Source organism: Streptomyces caniferus, assembly GCF_009811555.1.
In the GTDB taxonomy this organism is placed as follows: Bacteria; Actinomycetota; Actinomycetes; order Streptomycetales; family Streptomycetaceae; genus Streptomyces; species Streptomyces caniferus.
This window is the reverse complement of the sequence record NZ_BLIN01000005.1, coordinates 4,332,196-4,351,572: the sequence shown is the minus strand read 5'-3', so window position 1 is coordinate 4,351,572 and position 19,377 is coordinate 4,332,196. Positions and strand designations below refer to the sequence as shown.

Annotated in this window: 20 protein-coding genes; 9 read left to right on the top strand and 11 right to left on the bottom strand. The window is 73.3% G+C overall.

Annotated features, from left to right (window positions below; all coding sequences use genetic code 11):
- Nucleotides 1–83 precede the first annotated feature (83 nt).
- The 3 genes from Scani_RS35575 to Scani_RS35565 form a co-directional block, all read right to left on the bottom strand.
- A complete protein-coding gene (locus Scani_RS35575; protein ID WP_246296332.1) occupies nucleotides 84–332 on the bottom strand; it encodes a hypothetical protein in 249 nt (82 codons plus the stop codon).
- Nucleotides 333–474: 142 nt separating this feature from the next.
- Nucleotides 475–1,440: a M56 family metallopeptidase gene (locus Scani_RS35570; RefSeq protein WP_159481794.1), complete on the bottom strand. Its 966-nt coding sequence runs from the start codon at nucleotides 1,438–1,440 to the stop codon at nucleotides 475–477.
- Between the two features lie 3 nt (nucleotides 1,441–1,443).
- The gene (locus Scani_RS35565) at nucleotides 1,444–1,965 is read right to left on the bottom strand and encodes a BlaI/MecI/CopY family transcriptional regulator (RefSeq protein ID WP_159481793.1); all 522 of its coding nucleotides are present in this window, start codon (nucleotides 1,963–1,965) and stop codon (nucleotides 1,444–1,446) included.
- A 186-nt stretch (nucleotides 1,966–2,151) separates the two neighbouring features.
- Here Scani_RS35565 and Scani_RS35560 point away from each other — a divergent pair, with 186 nt between their 5' ends.
- From Scani_RS35560 to Scani_RS35545, 4 genes are all read left to right on the top strand, one after another.
- Nucleotides 2,152–2,727, top strand: coding sequence for a TerD family protein (locus Scani_RS35560; protein ID WP_159481792.1), 576 nt, complete (start codon nucleotides 2,152–2,154; stop codon nucleotides 2,725–2,727).
- Nucleotides 2,728–3,006: 279 nt separating this feature from the next.
- Nucleotides 3,007–3,237 carry a hypothetical protein gene (locus tag Scani_RS35555; protein ID WP_246296331.1) on the top strand — a complete coding sequence of 77 codons (231 nt, stop codon included), beginning with the start codon at nucleotides 3,007–3,009 and terminating at the stop codon, nucleotides 3,235–3,237.
- On the top strand, nucleotides 3,234–4,220 hold the full coding sequence (locus Scani_RS35550) for an acyl-CoA desaturase (protein ID WP_159481790.1): 987 nt from the start codon (nucleotides 3,234–3,236) through the stop codon (nucleotides 4,218–4,220). Before Scani_RS35555 ends, Scani_RS35550 begins: the two co-directional genes overlap by 4 nt.
- A complete protein-coding gene (locus Scani_RS35545) occupies nucleotides 4,217–4,648 on the top strand; it encodes a DUF5994 family protein (protein WP_159481789.1) in 432 nt (143 codons plus the stop codon). Before Scani_RS35550 ends, Scani_RS35545 begins: the two co-directional genes overlap by 4 nt.
- Nucleotides 4,649–4,750: 102 nt before the next feature.
- Here Scani_RS35545 and Scani_RS35540 read toward each other — a convergent pair whose 3' ends face one another.
- Genes Scani_RS35540 through Scani_RS35525 form a run of 4 tightly spaced genes read right to left on the bottom strand, consistent with a single transcriptional unit; the run spans nucleotide 4,751 to nucleotide 8,642 of the window.
- The gene (locus Scani_RS35540; RefSeq protein ID WP_159481788.1) at nucleotides 4,751–5,497 is read right to left on the bottom strand and encodes a response regulator; all 747 of its coding nucleotides are present in this window, start codon (nucleotides 5,495–5,497) and stop codon (nucleotides 4,751–4,753) included.
- Nucleotides 5,490–6,815 carry a sensor histidine kinase gene (locus Scani_RS35535; protein ID WP_159481787.1) on the bottom strand — a complete coding sequence of 442 codons (1,326 nt, stop codon included), beginning with the start codon at nucleotides 6,813–6,815 and terminating at the stop codon, nucleotides 5,490–5,492. Before Scani_RS35535 ends, Scani_RS35540 begins: the two co-directional genes overlap by 8 nt.
- A 53-nt stretch (nucleotides 6,816–6,868) precedes the next feature.
- Nucleotides 6,869–7,693, bottom strand: coding sequence for an ABC transporter permease (locus Scani_RS35530; RefSeq protein ID WP_159481786.1), 825 nt, complete (start codon nucleotides 7,691–7,693; stop codon nucleotides 6,869–6,871).
- A gap of 10 nt (nucleotides 7,694–7,703) precedes the next feature.
- On the bottom strand, nucleotides 7,704–8,642 hold the full coding sequence (locus Scani_RS35525; protein ID WP_159481785.1) for an ABC transporter ATP-binding protein: 939 nt from the start codon (nucleotides 8,640–8,642) through the stop codon (nucleotides 7,704–7,706).
- Nucleotides 8,643–8,981: 339 nt separating this feature from the next.
- On the opposite strand from Scani_RS35525, the gene Scani_RS35520 reads away from it, so the two are divergent.
- On the top strand, nucleotides 8,982–9,527 hold the full coding sequence (locus tag Scani_RS35520) for a DUF6344 domain-containing protein (protein WP_159481784.1): 546 nt from the start codon (nucleotides 8,982–8,984) through the stop codon (nucleotides 9,525–9,527).
- 533 nt (nucleotides 9,528–10,060) lie between these two features.
- Here Scani_RS35520 and Scani_RS35515 read toward each other — a convergent pair.
- From Scani_RS35515 to fabI, 3 genes are read right to left on the bottom strand one after another with little or no spacing between them, the layout of a single operon-like run.
- Nucleotides 10,061–11,563, bottom strand: coding sequence for a class I adenylate-forming enzyme family protein (locus Scani_RS35515; RefSeq protein ID WP_159481783.1), 1,503 nt, complete (start codon nucleotides 11,561–11,563; stop codon nucleotides 10,061–10,063).
- A complete protein-coding gene (locus tag Scani_RS35510) occupies nucleotides 11,560–12,048 on the bottom strand; it encodes a MaoC family dehydratase (protein ID WP_159481782.1) in 489 nt (162 codons plus the stop codon). Before Scani_RS35510 ends, Scani_RS35515 begins: the two co-directional genes overlap by 4 nt.
- Before the next feature lie 6 nt (nucleotides 12,049–12,054).
- Nucleotides 12,055–12,825 carry an enoyl-ACP reductase FabI gene (gene fabI / locus Scani_RS35505; protein ID WP_159481781.1) on the bottom strand — a complete coding sequence of 257 codons (771 nt, stop codon included), beginning with the start codon at nucleotides 12,823–12,825 and terminating at the stop codon, nucleotides 12,055–12,057.
- A gap of 339 nt (nucleotides 12,826–13,164) precedes the next feature.
- On the opposite strand from fabI, the gene Scani_RS35500 reads away from it, so the two are divergent.
- A complete protein-coding gene (locus Scani_RS35500) occupies nucleotides 13,165–13,428 on the top strand; it encodes an acyl carrier protein (protein WP_159481780.1) in 264 nt (87 codons plus the stop codon).
- A gap of 560 nt (nucleotides 13,429–13,988) precedes the next feature.
- Nucleotides 13,989–14,588: a 4'-phosphopantetheinyl transferase family protein gene (locus Scani_RS35495; protein WP_159481779.1), complete on the top strand. Its 600-nt coding sequence runs from the start codon at nucleotides 13,989–13,991 to the stop codon at nucleotides 14,586–14,588.
- Here the strand turns inward: Scani_RS35495 and Scani_RS35490 are convergent.
- Nucleotides 14,578–15,819, bottom strand: coding sequence for a helix-turn-helix domain-containing protein (locus Scani_RS35490; protein ID WP_246296330.1), 1,242 nt, complete (start codon nucleotides 15,817–15,819; stop codon nucleotides 14,578–14,580). The genes Scani_RS35495 and Scani_RS35490 overlap by 11 nt on opposite strands.
- Before the next feature lie 415 nt (nucleotides 15,820–16,234).
- On the opposite strand from Scani_RS35490, the gene Scani_RS35485 reads away from it, so the two are divergent.
- Together Scani_RS35485 and Scani_RS35480 are read left to right on the top strand one after the other, a co-directional pair.
- Complete coding sequence (locus Scani_RS35485) at nucleotides 16,235–17,476, top strand: aldehyde dehydrogenase family protein (protein WP_159481777.1); 1,242 nt, start codon at nucleotides 16,235–16,237, stop codon at nucleotides 17,474–17,476.
- On the top strand, nucleotides 17,473–19,197 hold the full coding sequence (locus Scani_RS35480; RefSeq protein ID WP_159481776.1) for a thiamine pyrophosphate-binding protein: 1,725 nt from the start codon (nucleotides 17,473–17,475) through the stop codon (nucleotides 19,195–19,197). Before Scani_RS35485 ends, Scani_RS35480 begins: the two co-directional genes overlap by 4 nt.
- Nucleotides 19,198–19,377: the final 180 nt, after the last annotated feature.

Genomic DNA, 19,377 nt, shown 5'->3' with positions numbered 1-19,377 from the left:
CTTCTGATACTGGTGGTGCGGTACGGGGGAGGGGGCGGCAACGGCGGCCGGGAGTGCCGGCCGAGTCGGCGGGAGAGCGCGGGTCAGATGCCGGTGCTGGGCAGCAGCAGGATGGACTCGGGGTCGTAACGCAGCCACTGCGGGCGCGCGCTGCCCGGCAGGGTGCGCAGCCGGCACCACAACTCGCCTGCGCCGTCCGTCCACCAGGCATTGATCCGCCCCAACGTCCACCGGCCGTCCGGGTATTGGACCTCCACCGGCTGATAGACCCATCGCACCTCCGCCTCTGGAGGCGGGCAGTCCCAGGTCAGGAGTCCGCACCTCGTTGCCATCTCCCCCTCCGGCCACGCCTGTTGCGCATGTGGGCCGCCACTCTACCGGCAAGGTCTACAGAGGTGTAGAAGTTGCCTGGTGCGGGCGGCGCACACCGCGCGGTGCGCCGTGCGCTCCGGTGGGTCAAGGGTCAGTGTGCCCCTAGAGCGGCGTTGCCGCCTTCAGAACAACGAACAGCGCTACCGCTGCGTTGAGCGCGGAGACCGCGGAGGCGGCCGTGCCCGCCGCAGCGACCAGGGCCGCCAGACCGGCCGGGGTCAGCGTCGGCGGCCAGTGGCGGGCCGGCGGCACCGGCCCGAGCAGCGCCGCCACCCGGCGCGGCACCGGCCCAGGTTCGGGCGCCGCGAAGTGCGCCAGGCCGGGTTCCGGCGCGGTCCGGGTGACCAGCGCCGCCTTGCCGACCGCCCGCGCGGTCAGCCGCCGGTCGCCGACCACCTGCGCCGCCTCCTCGTCCGCCCAGCGCTCGGTGGCGAAGGCGACCGCGGAACGCAGCGGCAGCAGCAGCGGGTTGACGCAGCCGGCCAGGCGCACGGCGAGCAGGGCGCGATGGTGACGGCAGCGCAGATGCGCGTGCTCATGGGCGAACAGCGCGCGCCGCTCGTCGCCGTCCAGGCTGCGCAGCATCCCGCGGGAGACCGCGACCCGGCCGGGCCTGGCGGGCCGTCCGGGGCGGGCCGGGGTGCCGGGCACGGCGTAGGCGTAGGGCTCGTCGTCCGGCAGCACCGCGGGGTCGGCGCCGGCCGGCAGCCCGTCCAGCGCGCGGTGGGTACGGGCCCGGATGCGGCGGTGCCGGCGCAGCGCGGCGCCGCACACGGTGAGCGCGGTGGCCAGCAGGGGGATCGCGGCGACGCCCGCGACCTCGGCGAACGGGACGGCGGCCCGCACCTCCGGGTCCGACCAGCCGTCGGGCAGCGGGTTGCCGCGCAGTTGGGCGGTGCCGACGACCACCAGCAGGGCCAGGCAGAGCGTGCTGCACAGGCCGAGGACCACGGCGAGCAGGGTCAGCAGGCGGGTGGTGGCGCGGGGGTGGAGGTGCTGTTCCGCGAGCCGGGCGATCGGCAGGGCGGTGAGCGGCAGGACGAGCGGCAGGAACACGAAGACGCCCACCGGTCAGCCTCCGCGTGCTTCGTCCGAGGGGTGGTGCCGGCCGGGGGCCGGGGCCGCGCCGGGCCCCTGTGCCGGGGCCGGGTCGTCGGCGGTCGTGGGGGCGTCGGCCGCTCCGGGGCCGTCGGCCGCGTCGCGGTCGAGGAGGGCGCGCAGCAATTGCTCGTCGTGGGTGGAGAGCGCGGAGACGAAGCTGGTCAGGACGGCGTCCCGGTCCGGTTCGCCGTCCAGGACGCGGCGCATCCGCAGGGCGGCGAGCCCGGCCTCGTCGGCGGCCGGGGTCCACACGTAGGCACGGCCGGACCGCTCGCGGGTGACGGCCTGCTTGGCGTGCAGCCGGGACAGGATCGTCATCACGGTCGTGTACGCGAGGTCGCCGCCGAGCCGTTCCTGCACCCAGGCGGCGGTGGCCGGGCCCGGCGAGTGGTGCAGCGCGGCCAGCACCTGGGCCTCCAGCTGGCCCTGGCCCCGCCTGCGGGCGCGCTCCCGTCCGGAGCCGCCGAAGGTCCCGAAGGACTTCCCGCCCATGCCGTCGCCTCCCGTCGCGCCGGGTGTCCCGCCGGCCGGGACACCGGGGCATCTTACTGAGCGGCGGGATCCGGGCGGCGGTCCGCTCGTGCCGTTGCCGGGCGCCACGGATCCCGGCGGCTTACTTCTACACTCCTGTAGATTTTGAGGCTCACCCGGAATGCAGGCAACACCTGGAGGGAAGCCATGGGAGTCTCGCTGGCCAAGGGCGGCAACGTCTCGCTGTCGAAGGAAGCGCCCGGACTGACCGCGGTCACGGTCGGCCTCGGCTGGGACGTACGGACCACGACGGGCGCGGACTACGACCTGGATGCCAGTGCGCTGCTGTGCACCGAGGCGGGCAAGGTCGTCTCGGACGCCCACTTCGTCTTCTACAACAACCTCACCAGCCCCGACGGCTCGGTGCGGCACACCGGCGACAACCTGACCGGCGAGGGCGAGGGGGACGACGAGTCCGTCGAGGTCGCGCTGTCCACGGTGCCCGCCGAGATCGCAAAGATCGTCTTCCCGGTCTCCATCCACGACGCGGAGAGCCGGGGGCAGAGCTTCGGCCAGGTCCGCAACGCGTTCATCCGTGTCGTCAACCAGGCGGACGGGGCGGAGCTGGCCCGCTACGACCTGAGCGAGGACGCCTCGACCGAGACCGCGATGGTCTTCGGTGAGCTCTACCGGAACGGTGCGGAGTGGAAGTTCCGCGCCGTGGGCCAGGGGTACGCGTCGGGGCTGGCGGGCATCGCGGCGGACTTCGGCGTCAACGTCTGAGGCGTCGGCGTCCGAGGCGCCAATGTTCGAGGGGAAGGCCCCGGGCTGTGGGGGCAGGGCGTGGGTGCGTCCCGGCCCCGCGGACCGGTCCCGGCGAGGGCCGCCCGCGCCGGGGCACCGCCGGGTCGCCGTCCGGCCCCGCCGCCCGGTCGCGCCCTTCGCTCACCACCGCCCATAACGGGAGGTACCGGGCGCCCGCGGGTTACCTTGGAAGCACCGGAACACCGACGGATGCCCGGGGAAACCGAGGGATGCCGCGTATTCGGTGAGGTGAGCACCGTGCAGACTCTGTGGACCGTGGTCGTGCTGCTGGCGCTGGTCGCCCTGGGCGCGCTGTTCATCGCCCGGGTCAATGCCCAGGGAGCCGGACGGATGGCCAGCCACCGGTACGCGGACTGGAAGCAGTCGATACGCCTGCGGAAGCGCAAGCGGCCGCAGGACGACGCCCACCGCGGGCCGCCGGTGGCCGGACCGCCGACGCCGTCGGACAAGGCGGGTGGCGAGCCGTGACGTCCACCGCGCGAGGCGGCCCGTCGGCCCAGGACTACGACGGGACCTCACCGTTCCCCGACAGCGTCGACGAGCCCCCGCCGACCCCCGGCCGCCGGATGTACGTCACGGTGACCGCCCTCATCGTCATCGCCCCGTTCGTCGGCCTCGCCGTCGCCATCCCGCTCCTGTGGGGCAGCGTCGTCCACCTCACCGACCTCGTGCTGCTGGTCGTCTTCTACGTCATCAGCGGCCTGGGCGTCACCGTCGGATTCCACCGCGGCCTCACCCACGGCAGCTACACCGCCGCGCCCGCACTGCGCGTCGCACTCGCCGTAGCGGGCTCGCTCAGCTTCCAGGGCGATGTCATCGACTGGGTCGCCACCCACCGACGCCACCACGCCTACACCGACCGGCCCGGCGATCCGCACTCCCCCTATCGCTACGGGACCAGCCTGCGCGGTCAGCTGCGCGGACTGGTGTACTCGCACATCGGCTGGCTGTTCGGCAACGACCCCACCTCGCACCGCCGCTTCGCGCCCGATCTGCTCGCCGACCCCAGGATCCGCGCGGTCGACCGGGCGTTCCCCGCGCTGTGTCTGCTCACCCTCGGCCTGCCGTTCGCGCTGGGCTGGGCGCTTGGCGGCTCCTGGGTCACCGGGCTGACCGCCCTGTTGTGGGCGGGGTTCATCCGGATCGCGCTGCTGCACCACGTCACCTGGAGCGTCAATTCGCTCTGCCATGTCATCGGTGAGCGGCCGTTCCGCACCCGGCGCCACGACCGGGCGACGAACCTGTGGCCCCTGGCCCTGCTCTCGTTCGGCGAGAGCTGGCACAACCTGCACCATGCCGACCCCACCTGTGCCCGGCACGGCGTCGACCGCGGTCAGCTCGATGTGTCCGCCGCCGTCATCCGGCTCTTCGAACGCCTCGGCTGGGTCCGGGACGTGCGCTGGCCCGATCCCGCACGGGTGGCGGACCGCCGCCTCAGGAGCACCGTATGACCACCGCCGGGGACCCTCCCCACGCCGCCGCGCCCGCGCATCATGCGCCGCCGCCCGTCGCCCGCCTGACCATCGCTCCGCACACCGATACGGTGCGGTGCATCGACGGTGTCTGGTGGCCCCACTCGGCCGACCTGCTGGCCGAACTCCCGGAGCTGCTGGCCGCGCTGCCCTTCGACTGGCCCCGGATCACCCACGCCACGGTGAACGGCGCGCCCTGGTCCCCGCTCCCCGCGCACATCCTCGTCGAGGGCCATGTCGTCCGTCTCCGCCGCACCACCGGCCGCCCCGGCCCGGACACCGTCTGCCTGGTCTCCCCCGGCCACGGCCGCTGGGACCTGCTGATCATCCCGCCGGGCACCCCGGAGCCCGAGGCCGTGCGCATGATGGCGGAGATGGCGCGCACGGGGGAGCTGGCCCCGGTCTGAGGGGGACCGGCCGGGGCGTCATGCGTCAACGGGCGGATGTCTGCGGCCGTTTCACGTGAAACGGCCCCAGGCCGGAGGCCGTGACGGTGGCCCGGGCGGCGCCTAACCGAGGATCCCCCGGTCGTAGGCCAGCGCCACCGCTGCCGCGCGGTCCTTCGCACCCAACTTGCCGTAGATATGCGTCAGATGGGTCTTGACCGTCGCCTCGCTGATGAACAGCAAGGCGGCGATCTCACGGTTCGAGGTGCCCTTGGCGACCAGTGCCAGGACCTCGCGTTCGCGGGCGCTGAGCGGTTCGTTGCCGGGTGACCGGACCCGGGAGACCAGCCGGGAGGCGACCGCGGGCGAGAGCACCGTACGCCCCTCGGCCGCCGCACGTACGGCCGTGAACAGCTCCTCGCGAGGGGTGTCCTTGAGGAGGTAACCGGTGGCCCCGGCCTCGATCGCCGGGAGGGTGTCGGAGTCGGTGTCGTACGTCGTGAGCACCAGCACCTTGCAGCGCGGTGCCCGGCGCGCCAGCTCGGTGATGGCGGCGACCCCGCCGCCGCCCGGCATCCGCAGATCCATCAGGACCACATCGGGGTCGAGCCGGACGGCGAGTGCCACGCCCTCGACGCCGTTGCCGGCCTCGCCCAGCACCTCGAAGCCGGGGGCGGAGGCGAACATCCCGCGCAGCCCGTCCCGGACGACGGGGTGGTCGTCGACGATCAGGACGGTCACGGCCGGGCCGGTGCCCCCGATCCGCTCGGTGCGCCCCGGGTCGGCGCGCTCGGCCTGCTCGGTCCGCGCCGCCCCGTCGCTCCATTCGGTGCGCGCTGATTGCTCCGTGTGCTCCGTGTGCTCAGCCATGGCGGACCAACGGTACGCGAGCGGAGACGGCCGTTCCCCGGCCCGGTTCGGACTCGATGCCGACGGCGCCGGCGATCCGTTCGGCCCGCGCCCGCATCCCGCCGAGGCCGAAGCCGCCGGTGTGCTTGCGGGGCGGCAGCGCCGCCGGGTCGAAGCCCCGGCCGTCGTCGCGGACGTCCAGCGTCACCTCGTCCACCATGTACGACAGGGTGACGCCGACCCGCGACGCGGCCGCGTGCCGACGGGCGTTGGCCAGGCCCTCCTGGGCGATCCGCAGCAGGGTCGCCTCGACCTCGTCGTGCAGCGGCTCGGCGGTCCCGGTGACGGTGAACTCGGCGCGTACGCCCGCCACCGCCGACCACTCCTCGACGGTCCTGCGCAGGGCGTCCGGCAGCGCGGCGTGTGCCAGCTCCCCGGGAGCCAGGTTGTGCACCGAGCGACGGGCCTCGCCCAGGCTGTCGCGGGCCAGCGCCACGGCGCGCCGGGCGTGCCCGCGGGCGGCCACCGGATCGCCGCTCTCGGTGGCGGCCTCCAACTGCGTGATGATGCCGGCCAGGCCCTGCGCGAGGGTGTCATGGATCTCCGCGGCCAGCCGGCGGCGCTCATCGGCGATACCCGCCTCCCGCGCCTGGACCAGCAGTTGTGCGTGCAGCCCGACGTTCTCCTCCAGCGCCAGTGCCAGCCGGCGGTTGGTGTGCTCCAGTTCGGCGATGGTGGCGGCCATGGTCGCGGCGTGCTCGGCCTCCTGGGCGGCGATCCGGCTGAAGACCAGCACCAGGGGAGCGTTGAGGACGTACAGCAGCCCGAAAGCCACCCAGTTCACGGTGCTCGTCGGGGGCAGTCCACCGGACTGCGAGCCGGCCATGATCACCGCGGTGGCCAGCAGCCCCGCGTGCACGAAGCGCGGCGGCAGCAGATGCGGGGCGTCGAAGTAGCCGAGCACCGCATAGATCGCGAAGAAGGGGTTCAGCCAGGTCAGCGTGAAGGCGAGCAGAAAGCGGACGAGGTAGTAGAGCTGCCCGGCCGGCGACCGTGCGGGCAGCCGGTGACCGGACCGGCTCCACCACACCTGGAGCGCCAGCGCGACCGACACCAGCGCCCCCGCCACCTGGACCTCGTGCCCCGGCATCAACGCGTCCGCCGACGCGGCCGAGGTCAGGGCCCCCATGCCGAGCAGGGGGTAGCCGCCCCACCGACGGAAGTTGCGCTCCCACGACTGCTGCGCGGCGCTGCGCTGGGTGAGCGCGGGAGAGGTGCCCGGCACCTGGGGGCCGGCGACGGGCTCCACCGTCCCGTCCTTGCCGTCGACGCTTGCCATGCGGGCAGTGTCCCCCGGGCCGGGTGCGGACCCCCAGACTCCGGTTGCCACCCTCACTCCCAGCGGAAGCGACGCCGGGCGACTTCGGCGAGGACGAGGGTCCAGGCCGCCGGCACCGCGAGATGCGACCAGCCGGGCCAGTGGCCGGACGAGGCCTGGGCGAGGGCCTGCGACGCGGCGCCGAACGGCAGCAGTTGGACGATCTGCTGCAGCGTGTCCGGCATGGACTGGACCGGGGCCCATACGCCCGCGGCGAACATCATCGGGAAGAACACCGCCGAGCCGGCCACATTGGCCGCCTTGGTGGTCGCGGAGAGCGCACAGAGCAGGCAGCCCAGGGCGAGGGCGCTGCACAGGGTCAGGACGAGCGCCAGCGCGTAGCCGACGGGCTGCTCGGGCAGCGCCACGCCGAAGGCGACCCGGCCGACGGTGAGCGCCAGCGCCATGGAGACCGCGGCGGCCGTGCCGTGCAGGGCGATCTGCGCTCCGAGCAGCGCCGCGGGCCGTACCGGCGTCGTCGACATCCGGCGCAGGATGCCGCGCTCCCGATAGCCCGTCAGCACCGCGGGCATCACCTGGATTCCGGTGGTGATCGAGGCGAGCAGCAGCGCCACCGGAACGTACAGGTCGATGGTCCGCAGACCGCCCATCGACGGGACGGGCTCCCGGAAGGAGGGGATCAGCCCGAGGATGACCAGCAGCAGGGTCGGGAAGACCAGGATCCAGAACAGGGAACCGGGTTCGCGCAGGAACAGCCGGGCCTCCGTCTTCAGCACGGCGCGCGAGGCGCCCCGGGCCTTCGGCGGGGCCTCCTGCGTCGGGGCGGGCCGCGGCGAGCGTGTCGACGCCGACGGCGACGGGGCGGGCGTGGCGGACATGGCGGGCACCTCAGGCTTCCTGTGCGGTCAGATCGAGAAAGGCGTCGTCGAGCGTGGCGTCGCCGACCCGCAGTTGCCGGGCGGTGATGCGGTGCCGGGCCAGCAGGGAGATCACCGCGTCGACGGTGGCGTCCGTCCCGTGGATCACCAGCCGCTCACCGGCGGCCCCCGCCGCGCCCCGTCCGTCGGTCCGGCCGCTCCGCTCCACCGACTGGAGCTGCGGCAGCGCCGCCAGCTCGGCCGGGTCGAGCGGTGCCGAGGGCGTGAAGGAGATGACGACGGACCGCGCGGCCTTGCTGATCAGACCCGCCGGGGTGTCCAGCGCGGCGACCCGGCCGCGGTCGATCACCGCGATCCGGTCGCACAGCCGCTGGGCCTCCTCCATGAAGTGCGTGACCAGCAGCACCGTCACACCGGAGGCACGCACCTCCTCGATCAGCTGCCAGGTGTCCCGCCGGGCCCGCGGATCGAGGCCGGTGGTGAGCTCGTCGAGCACCACCACCCGCGGATTGCCGATCAGGGCGAGCGCGATGAACAGCCGCTGCTTCTGGCCGCCGGAGAGCTTGCCGAAGCGGGCGGAGAGCCGGTCGGTGAGGTTCAGCCGCTCGACGAGCCGGCGCCAGTCGGCCGGGCGCGGATAACAGGCGGAGTAGAGCTCCAGCGCTTCCTGCACGGTGAGTTTGGCCTGCAGCTCGCTCTCCTGGAGCTGGGAGCCCAGGATCTGGGTGACCCGGTCGTGGTCGGCGACCGGATCCAGCCCGCCCACCCGCACCGTCCCGCCGTCCGGGACGCGGAGGCCCTCGACGCACTCGACGGTCGTCGTCTTGCCGGCGCCGTTCGGGCCGAGGACACCGAAGATCTCCCCTTCCTGTACGGCGAAGGAGACCTCGTCGACCACGGTCCGGCCCCCGTAGGCCTTGCGCAGACCGGTGACTTCGATGATTGCCATAACCCGAGAATCCGCCCCGCGCACCCGGTGGCACATCGCCCGACCCGCTCGGAACGGCATCAGCCGATCGGTTGACCCGGGGCTGCGACCCGCCGCCGGCCTGCCCTTCGACGGCTGCGGCTACTGCGTACGGGTGGTGTTCATCGGAAGAACGCCGATCCGGGGGCGTCGGTCCGTGAATCCTCCCATTGCGTACTCATCATAAGAAAACGCAACAGAAGCGACGCCATCTAAGCGGTGCACCGGAAGCGGCGCAACTGAAGCGAAGCAACTGAGGAAGCACGACGGAAGCAGACGCAACGGATCTCTCGGGGAGATCCTGACCGAAAGTGAGGGGCCATGGCTGCGACCAAGGTCATGAAGTTCTGGGCGGTGTGCCTTGCCATGCTGGGCAAGCTGCTGGCATCACTGGGTGTCTCCGCGGCGGCCTCGGCCGCACGCCGGGACGCCGCACTGTACGAGCGGACCCTGGGGAACGAGAACGGGGGCACCGACGCCCCGCGTGCCGAGGCACCGGAGGAGGTGCGCTGCGCATCACCGGACCGCGGGCCGGGGACAAGAACCCCTGTCGTGCCCGCTCCGCGCGCCGTACCGCAGTACTGCCAAGCCGGCCCTGCCCGGAGGCTGTTCGCCCGGCCCGAATTGCCGCCGACGATCAAGCAGCGCATCAGCGCCGAGGCACATGGCACCTCGCCCGGTCTGCGCACCCGCCTTCGCTCCCGCACCGAGCGGTCGGCCGATGAGCTCGCCGCTCCGGCCGAGAGCACCCCGGTCGACACCGCATCGGCCACCGGCACCGCACCGGACACCGGTGCCGAGGCGGACGCCCGCCCCGCGGCGATTCCGGCGGCCCGTCGCCATGCGCACACCGTTCGCGCCGTCTGAACCGGGCGGCAGTCGTTCCGCAGCCGGCACCGGCCCTGAAGGGCGCAACGGCGCGTGACCGCTCCGCGTCCAGGAGACCGGACGAGACGCATCCCATCCGGAGCACACAGCGGTGCTCCACCGGAAGCGCGCGGAACAGAGAGAAACGACCGGAAGCGTGCCGACGCGACGCATCGGCCGCAGGCGGACCCGGTCCACGGGAGGCACGCACATGCGGTCCACCCGAAGCGGGTGCCTCCACAGGCACCCACGCAGACGCAGACGCAGACGAGGAAGCGACACCGAGGTGAGAGCGACGCCGATGCCGACGAGGCAGCACCAGTCGGCATGTTCCACGTGAAACCTCACCCGCAGACGTGAGTACCCAGACGTGAAAACCAGATGGGAACCACCGAAGACCTGAACCCCCGCAGAACTGAACCCCCGCAGACGTGACACCTGCACAGACCTGACATCTCCGCAGATCTGGATCACCCGGACCCCCGGGACACCACAGACCTGAACCACCCGTCAGCCGCCCGGAGTTCTCCGGCTCAGCCCCCGACCGGGGCGCCGGTCCCCGGACCCCCTCCCAGCTCCAGCCCGAGCTCCGCACGCAGCGCACGCGTGTCGGGCTTTCCGTTGGCCGTGAGCGGGAAGTGGTCGACGACATGGACCGCATTGGGCTGTTCGTACTCCGCAAGGTGTTCGGCGAGCCGCCGACGCCAGGTGAGCGGGGCCGCTCCATCGGGATCGGCGACCACGAAGTGCAGTGCACTGCCACGTCGTTGGTCCTCGACCGCCAGTACCTTCACCGGCCGGCCACAGGCCTCGGCGCGGCGTTCCAGGCTCTCGGGGTAGAGCGTGAAGCCCAGCCGGTGCACGGCCTGATTGCGGCCCACCACGCGCACGATGCCGTCGGCGTCGACGCTGCCCAGGTCGGCCGTCGGGTACCAGGCGTCCGGGTCCACCGGCGTGAGCGAGCCGTCCTCCTGGAGGTAGCCGGCCATCAGCCCGGGCGAGCGCACCTCGATGCCGCCGAGCTCGCCGGGGTCGGCAGCGGTGCCGTCGGGGCGCATGACGCGCAGCCGTACGCCGGGCAGCGGACGCCCGCAGCCGTGCGGTGCGTCGGGGGTGGCCAGCGCGACATTGCCGAGTTCCGTCAGGCCGTAGCCGTCCAGGAGCGGGCGGCCCATCGTCCTGTGGAAGCTCTCGGCCAGCGGTGCGGGCAGTGGCGCGCCGCCCACGCCCCAGAGCCGTACGCCCGCGAGCCCGGCGTGTACCTCCGGGCGGCGGCGCACCACGCCCAGGAGCGAGTGGTACGTGGACGGGGCGGCGTCCACGGCGGTGGCGCCGTGGGCCGCCGCCTGGCCGACGGCCGCGTCGAGCCGTTGGTAGGGGGTGACCAGCAGGGTGCAACGGGCCAGCCACCACAGCAGGATGACGGAGAGCCCGTACTGGTGGGAGAAGGGCAGCAGGGGCGCGAGGACGTCGTCGTCCCGGTAGCCCATGGCCTGGATGGTGCGCAGCGAATTGTCGAGGACGGCCCCGCCTGGCTTGAGGACGCCCTTGGGCCGCCCGGTGGTGCCCGAGGACCACAGGACGAGGGCGTCGGGGCGGCGGAACCAGGGCGCGAGATCGACCGCGGCGGGCAGTGGCGGCGGTGCGTCGGCGGCCGGCCGCGGGTAGCGGACGATGCGCCGGTCGGGGATGCCGGGGAAGCCGGTGGCACGGTCGGCGGCGGTGACCAGCCAGCGGGCGTGGGCCTGGCGGCCGGCCGCGGCGGCGTCGGCGGTGGAGAGCCGGTGGTCGAGCGGGATGAGCGAGGTGTCCAGCTGCATCAGCGCCAGCAGCGTGACGACGTAGTCGATGCTGTTGTCGCCCTGCACCAGGACCCGGTCGCCGGGGTGCAGGCCGCGCTGTCGTAAGGCGTGTGCGGTGGTCCGTATCCGGCGGTCGAGGGTCGGGCCGTCGAGGCGGCCGGTGCCGCCGAGCGAGGGCGTGGTGCCGTCGACGAGCCGGGCGGCGGCGACCGGAGGGGCGATGGTGTCGGTCATGGGTGCTCCGATCCCGTGGAGTCGAGCGGGTGCCGGGCGGGCCGCGGGTCGGCGGCCGGGCACAGCAGCGAGGAGGTGGTGGTGGCCACCGGGGCGCCGTGCTCGTCCCGGAACGTGCAGTCGAGGGTGAGGAGGGGGCGGCCGGCGAGGGTGGTGGCCGCGGCGAGGCGCACGGTCGCGTGCAGGACGTCACCGGCGTGTGCGGGGCGGGTGTGGCGCAGTGTCTGCGTGCGGTGGACGACGCCCTCGGTGGTCGTGAAGCCGGTCTGTTCCGCGAGGAGTCGGTCCTCGGCATGGCCGGCCAGGGTGGCCAGGTAGGTGGGCGGAGCGATGACGTCCGGGTGGCCGAGGGCGCGGGCGGCGGCCGGGTCCGTGTAAGCGGGGTGGGGGTCGCCGAGCGCGGCGGCGAAGGCGGCGATCCGCGCCCGCTCGATGGGGTACGGGCCGCAGCGCAGGGTGGTGGGCGCCGCCGCTCTGTCCGTCATCGCCGCTCAGTCGCCGATCATGTGGTGGCCGCCGTCGGCGTGCACGATCTCGCCGGTGGTGGCGGGCAGCCAGTCCGACAGCAGCGCCACGCAGGTACGGGCGACCGGCTCGGCGTCCTGCGGATCCCAGCCGAGCGGGGCGCGGGTCGCCCAGCTCTTCTCGAAGGACGGGCCGTCCCCGCCGATACCGCGCGCGGCCAGGGTGCGCAGCGGACCGGCCGCGACGAGGTTGGCCCGGATGCCCTCGCCGCCGAGGTCGCGCGCCAGATAGCGGGAGCAGGCCTCCAGTCCCGCCTTGGCGACGCCCATCCAGTCGTAGCCGGGCCAGGCGCGCGAGGCGTCGAAGTCGACGCCGACGACGGAGGCCCGGGGGCGGAGCAGCGGCCGGCAGGCCATGGTCAGTGCCACCAGGGAGTACGTCGAGGTGTGCAGGGCGGCGGACACATCGCGCCACGGTGCGGTCAGGAAGCCGCCGTCCAGGCAGGCGGCCGGGGCGTTGGCGACCGAGTGCAGCACGCCGTCGACGCCGTCGAGGTGCTCACCGACCCGGTCGGCGAGGGTGCTGAGCTGCGCTTCGTCCGTGACGTCCAGCTCCACCACGGGCGGCTCTTCCGGCAGCCGCCGGGCGAGCCGGGCGACCAGACTCGGCCGTCCGTAGGCCGTGAGGACGATCTTGGCGCCCTCTTCCTGGGCGAGCCGTGCCACCGCGTAGGCGATCGAGCTTTCGGTGATCACACCGGTGACGACCAGCTGCTTTCCGTCGAGCAGACCGCTCATGCGGTTCCTCCGTCTGACTCGTTCACGACTTCGGAGTCACTGAACACAACTCAGAAGCATTGTCCTGGCTTGGTCTTGAAAGGAAGTCGTTGACAACATATCGGACCTCCAGTTGACTAGAACAGTCAAGTGTAGTCATGGAAATGACTTCGATGTCACGGAGAGGCGGACGCCGCGCCGGAGCGCGCCGCTGCCGATGCCGCCCCACGCGCCGGGATGCCGGGCCGTGCGGCGCCGTCCCGCTTCGCCGCAGGCCGCCGCGTACGCCGCAACCGCTCCGCACGCCCCCGGCCGCACGCTCCGCCCGAACCGCCCGCACTCCACAGAGAGGTGACCGTCATGACCGTCCCGACCGTCCCGACCCGCGAAGAGATCGTTGCTCAACTCGCCGAGATCCTGCACGAGGTGGCCGGCGTGGTCCCCGCCGACGTGACCGAAGAGAAGTCCCTGGTCGAGGAGTTGGACGTGGACTCGCTCGCGATGGCCGAGGTCATCGTGGTGGCGGAGGAGCGCTTCGGCGTCGCCCTGCCCGAAGAGGAGATGAAGGACATGCGCACGGTTTTGGACATAGTGATCAGGGTGGAGAAGCAGTCGGCGTCCTGAGGGAGGGCCCCGGCCGCGGTGCTTCTGCCGGCGCCGCCACACCGGCAGAAGCGCATCCGCACAAGGGATATGAATAAGAGTCAGATTGCCGTCGCCCGACCATCGGCCGGTCCTCGACTTGAGGTCGCCGGGCGTTCACCGCGTCGTGCCCGGTCTCACGTTGGCGAAATCTCGTAATGCCCCCGGGTAAACCGAAGTTGATTTTCGGTCGTCGCTTGTTGACGCAGGCATAGACCAGGGTTACCTTGAGGCTCTCCGGAGGGTAAATCTAATCGACTCAGTGCACTGCTTTCTCGGACGTGACCGGTCCGGAAAGGAGACATGGTGCGAGGGGATCTATGCGGGGGGAACAGCCTTCCTGTGGCGCGCATTCGCTCAACCATGACGGCAGCCCGGCCAACGCAGCCCGAGAGGGCGCCAGTTGGGATCCGTCCCGCTCATCTGAATTAGCCGACGGCTGTTTACATATATTCTCGAACGTCCCCGTTGACATTCGACATCCCGACTGTTTGACGGCATTTCTGGGACGACTGCTGCATTGCTCCCCGAGCGATATTCGGGTGACCCGGGACGGCTTCGGCCGACCGGTGTGCGCAGAACCGCCCGCCGCCGTCGGCCGGCCTCCGGGCATCCGCCTTTGCCTCGACGCCGGCGGGGACCCGGGCCGGCAGTTCCTGGCCCTGATCCGGGACCTCCCGGTGGCCCTGTCCGTGCACACCGTGCCGCGCGGACCGGTCGGCGAACTGCTGCTTCCCTTCACCGCGTTGGAGCGCGGCTACGTCCAGGAGGCTCCGGCGGGGATGCGGGCGCGGCGACTGGCCCGGCTGTGGACCCGGAAGGAAGCGGCGCTGCGGCTGACCGGCCGGGGCGAGCTGGCCGCCGCCGACGCGATCGACGCGCTGAGCGGCGCGCCGGAGGGCAAGATCGTGATCCCCGGTTCCCCGGCACGTCCCGGTGCCCCCGCGCGCCCCGGCGGCACCGCCCACGTACGCGAGCTGCCCGTGGGCCCGCAGACCGTGGCCTGCGCGGCGACCCCGGCCCCGGTGCCCGGGGTCCGGCTCTGGCGGGCCGGCTCCCTCGGCACACCGGCCGATGCGCACCTCGGCCCGGCGTCCGGAACGGGCAGCGGCGCCCAGGCCACCGACACCGCTAGGGCATGAGCACGGCGTGCGGATCGGGCCCCTCGCCCGTACGGCCGCCGGCGCTCAGCTCGCGCCAGCTCTCCAGCGCCAGCCGGAAGGCGCCGGCCTTCTCGTAGCCCTCGGCGGCCTCCTTGAAGCCGGCCTCCGCGGCCTCCTCGCCGCCGTCCGCGCGATGGGCACGGGCGAGGTGGAGCAGGCAGCGGGCACGGTCGAGGGGCGTCAGCGCGGCGACATCGGGATCGATCGCGGCGGCGTGCCCGGCGGCCGCCGTCGCCTTGCCGTGGCGCAGCGCCGCGGCCGTCTCCAGGACGGCCAGCCAGGTCCGGCCGGACGGGGTGTCGACGAGCGCGGCGGCCTGCCGGGCCCGTTCCAGCAGGGCGTCGGCCTCCTCCGGCGGGCCCGCCGCGAGCGCCAGCAGCGTGCGGGCGCGGGCCAGCCGCAGCCGCAGCCGCATCCCGTCCGTCGCGGCGAGCAGCTGCTCCGCCTCGGCCAGCAGCTCCAGCGCCCGGTCCGGATGCCCGCCGAGATACTGCGCGCCGGCCACCGCCCACAGCGCACTCGCCCGCAGTTCACCGGCGGGGAGCGGGGCGACCTCCGTCTGCAGCTCCGTGCCGAGCTGTTCGGCGCGGCTCCACTCCCCGCTGTCGACGGACACCGACAGCAGCGCCACCCGGGCCTGTGCCCGCTCCGGGCGGCCGGGCTCCAGCTCGCCGGTGACCCGGACCGCCTCCTCGGCGAAGCGGACCCCGTCCGAGAGGCGGCCCGCGGCGCGCAGCAGTTGGGCGAGTTCGACGGCGACGCGGGCGTGCAGCACGGGCGCGGAGCGGGTGAGCGGATCGTCGAGCAGCTGCCGCAGCGCCGCTTCGTGGCGGGCCGGGTCGTCGAGCCGCCCCAGGACGGTGGCGAGTTCCCAGCGCGCCTCCCAGCGCACCTCGTCCTGGCCGGTGCCGGCCTGCTCCACCACGGACTCCAGCTGCCGCCGGGCCGCCGGCCAGTCACCGGCCAGCTGGCTGGAGCGGGCGGCCACCAACTGGCCGACCAGGCCGAGGCGCAGGGTCAGCCGGTCGCCGGGCTCGTCGGTGGCGCACAGCGCCTCGACCGTCGTGCCGAGACGTTCCGCGATGGACCGGGCGATCTTGGCGCCGGGGATTCTGCGGCCGTTCTCGACCAGCGAGACATAGCTGGGGGAGAGGTCGTCCCCGGCGAGGTCCCCCTGGGACAGACCCTGAGCGCGCCGGACCTCCCGCACTCGCTTACCGAAAGCAGGCTGCTCAATCGTCAAGAAAATCGCTCGCAGTCGAGTGGGGCGGACGGACGGTGACGGGGGCGCGGACGCTGCGGACCGAGGGCATGTGATGACCGCGATTCTACTCATCGGAGGCCCGCCGAGGGGTGCCTGTGGACGGCCCGGTTCCGCGCCAGGAGTCATTTTTTGTCACTTACGGAGCTAAGTATTCCCGTTGCCGGTGCGGGTGCATTACGACAGATGAGAGGCCAGCTCGTGGCCCAGTGCCAGCGAGGACGGGGCCCTGGGGGGCCTCGCGGAGCCGTCGGAGGCGGGGTCGCTTGTCATATGAGCCAGTCGAGTGCAATGACTTTACTTGACAATAAATGACAATTGGCTGACGCTGACCCTCCATGGACTACGCCCCGAGGAGGGACATATGAGCTCCGCTCCCGCATGGCCGACCGTGGCCGCCGAGCCGGAGGACAGCACCGACACCCGGCGCGCGGCAGCCGTGCACCGGGTCCGGGACTTCCTGGTGAACGACGCCGGTACCGTGCACGAGCTGCTGTGCGAGATCTCGACCCACCGCGCCGCGCGCTACGAGATCGAGTCGACCATCGCCACCCTCGACGGGGCCCTGGACGAGGTGGCCGCCCACCGTCCCGGCCGGGTCCCCCGGCTGGCCGCCTTCATGCCGTCGAACGTCATCCTCTACTCCTACGCCCTCTACCTCCTGGTCCCGGCGCTCTACACCGACCGGCTGGCCTTCCGCCCCTCCAGCCGGGTCAAGGACCAGATGCGCCGGCTGCACACCCTGCTCGCCGAGCAGCACGGCCTGCCCATCACCCTCACCGGCGCCAGCCAGCGGGAGTTCCTGCAGGAGGACGTGCGCCCCGCCGATGTCGTCGTCTTCACCGGCGCCTACACCAACGCCGAACAGATCCGCGCCCAGCTCGCCCCCGGGCAGCTCTTCCTCTTCCTCGGCTCCGGCGTCAACCCGTTCGTCGTCGCCCCGGGCGCGGACGTCGAACAGGCGGCCCGCGACGCCATCGCCATCCGGGTCCTCAACACCGGCCAGGACTGCCTGGGCCCCGACCTGTTCACCGTCCACGAGTCGCTGCTCGACCCCTTCGTCGACGCGTTGGTCAGCGAGCTGAAGGGGCTGCGCTACGGCCCGTACACCGACCCGGACGCCGACTTCGGGCCGATCTTCTACGAGAGCGCGCTGGAGGACGGCGCGCAGTTCCTCGCCCGCAACCGCGGCGGCATCGTGCACGGCGGGCACGTCGACTTCCGCGGCCGGCGGCTCGATCCCACCGTCGTCGTCGGTGCGGAGGTCACCCCGCGCACCCATGTACCGGAGTTCTTCGCCCCGATCTTCAACGTCGCCGGCTACCGGGACGAGGACGCGCTCGCCGCGACCCTCACCACGGGCATGTTCACCGAACGCGCCCTGGGCTCCAGCGTCTACGGCCACGCCCCCCGCCTCGTCGAGGCGCTGCGCCGGCGCACCACCGTCACCCTCGACACCACCCTGCTCTCCATCGACAACGGCAACGCCCCGTTCGGCGGCTACGGCCGGATGGCCAACTACATCGCCGACGGCGAGGACGTACGGGCCGAGCCCGTCCTGATCTCCCAGGCCGTCGCCGCCCACCGTCCGGGAGCCGGCCGATGACCCCCACCACCCACCCCACCGCCTGGGCCGCGATCGCGGACCACCTCCACCACCTGGGCACCGACGTGGTGTTCGGGCTGCCCGGCGACGACATGGCGCTGCTCGGCGAGCTGGAACGGTCCGACACCACGGTGGTGCTCTGCCGGGACCAGCGCAACGCCCTGTTCATGGCGACCGGTTACGCGCTCGCCGCGGGCCGCCCCGGCGTCTGCGTGATCGGCAAGGGGCCGGCGCTGACCAATGCGCTCACCGGCGTCCTGGAGGCGCGCTCCGCCGGCGTGCCGCTGATCCTCATCGCCGACGGCACCCGGCTCGACCGGCTCGGCACCGGCGCCTTCCAGGAGCTGGACCAGCTGACCGCGATCCGCCCGTATGTGAAGTGGGCGACCCGCGTCGACCATGCCGAGCGGCTGCCCGGCGCCCTGGAGAAGGCCGCGGCGCTCGCGGTCAACGGTGCCCCGGGGCCCGTCTATCTGGAGCTCGCCGAACAGATCGCCGCCGAACCGGTCACCCGCGGCCGGCCGTGGCGCCCCGTCGGGCCCCAGCGGCCGGCGCCCGACCCGGACGCGCTGGCCGCCACCGCCGCGCGGATCGCCGCGGCCGAGCGGCCGTTGCTGCTGGTCGGCGGCGGTGCCCGGCACCGCAACACCGGCCGCCGCATCGAGCGCTTCGCCGAACTGCTCGGCGCCGGGCTCTTCAGCACTGCCTCAGGCCGTGGCACGGTCGCCGAGGACCACCCGCTGCACTGCGGCGTCAGCGGCCTCTACACCGTCGCCCCGATGGACGCCCTGTGGCGCGAGGCGGACCTCGTCATCGCGCTGGGCAGCCGCCTGGAGGAGACGGCCACCTTCGGCTGGCCGGAGGACGCCGGTCAACTACCGGTGATCCAGGCGGTGCTGGGCGAGGAGAATCTCGTCATGGAGCGGCCCGGCGACCATGTGCTGGGTGACGCCGGACGGATCGTCGACGGCTGGGCGGAGCTGCTGGCCGGTCACCGGCCCGCCGACGCCTGGCCGGCGCGGGTCCGTGCCGCGCGGGCCGCGCTGGCGCAGCGCGCCGCGGACCGTGCCGAGGAGGCCGCCAAGACGGTGGGCGAGGGGGCCGTGCCGGTCGCCCGGGTGCTCGCCGCCCTCGACCGGGCCGTCCCCGCCGACCGGGTCCTGGTCCAGGAGAACGGCCTGCAGGACATGTGGTCGTACTTCTTCCCGCACTGGTCGCTGGGGTCCGGCGGCGGTTCCGTGGTGCCCAGCGAGCAGACCCCGCTCGGCTTCGGCGCGGCCGCCGCGGTGGGCGTACGGCTGGCCGAACCGGCCGGGCGGCCGGTGGTCGCGGTGGTCGGCGACGGCGCCTTCAACCTCTTCCGCGGCGAGCTGCCCACCGTCGCCGACGCGGGCGTCGCCGTCCTCTACGTCGTCCTCGACAACGGCGGCTACGGCTGGCTGCAGTCCAACCTCGACCGGGTCTCCCCCGACGGCTCGCGCTTCGCCTTCACCCGGCCCCGCCCGACCGGCACCGAGGGGCTGACCGCCGCCTACGGCCTGGGCTACCGGCGGGTGACGGACGCCGACGAACTGCCGGCGGCGCTGGCGGACGCCTGGCGGCAGGTCGCCGCCGGGACCACCGCCGTGGTGGAGGTGGCGGCCGCGCTCGCCGACACCCCGCCCGGGATGACCGCCTCCGCAGGGGACTTCCCGGAGCGGGAGGCCCCGCAGGAGGAGTGACCCCTCCGCAGTGCACTCCCCGGACCCGTACCCCTGTGGTGGCCGGTCGCCGTCGCGGCGGAAGAACTTCCCCGCACGGCGCGGCACCACGAGGGTGCGGGTCCGGCGGCATGGAAGGCGGCGGGGGACATGCGGGTACGCCCGGTCCCGTCGGGGAGGTGCGTGCCCGGCTCCCTCCGG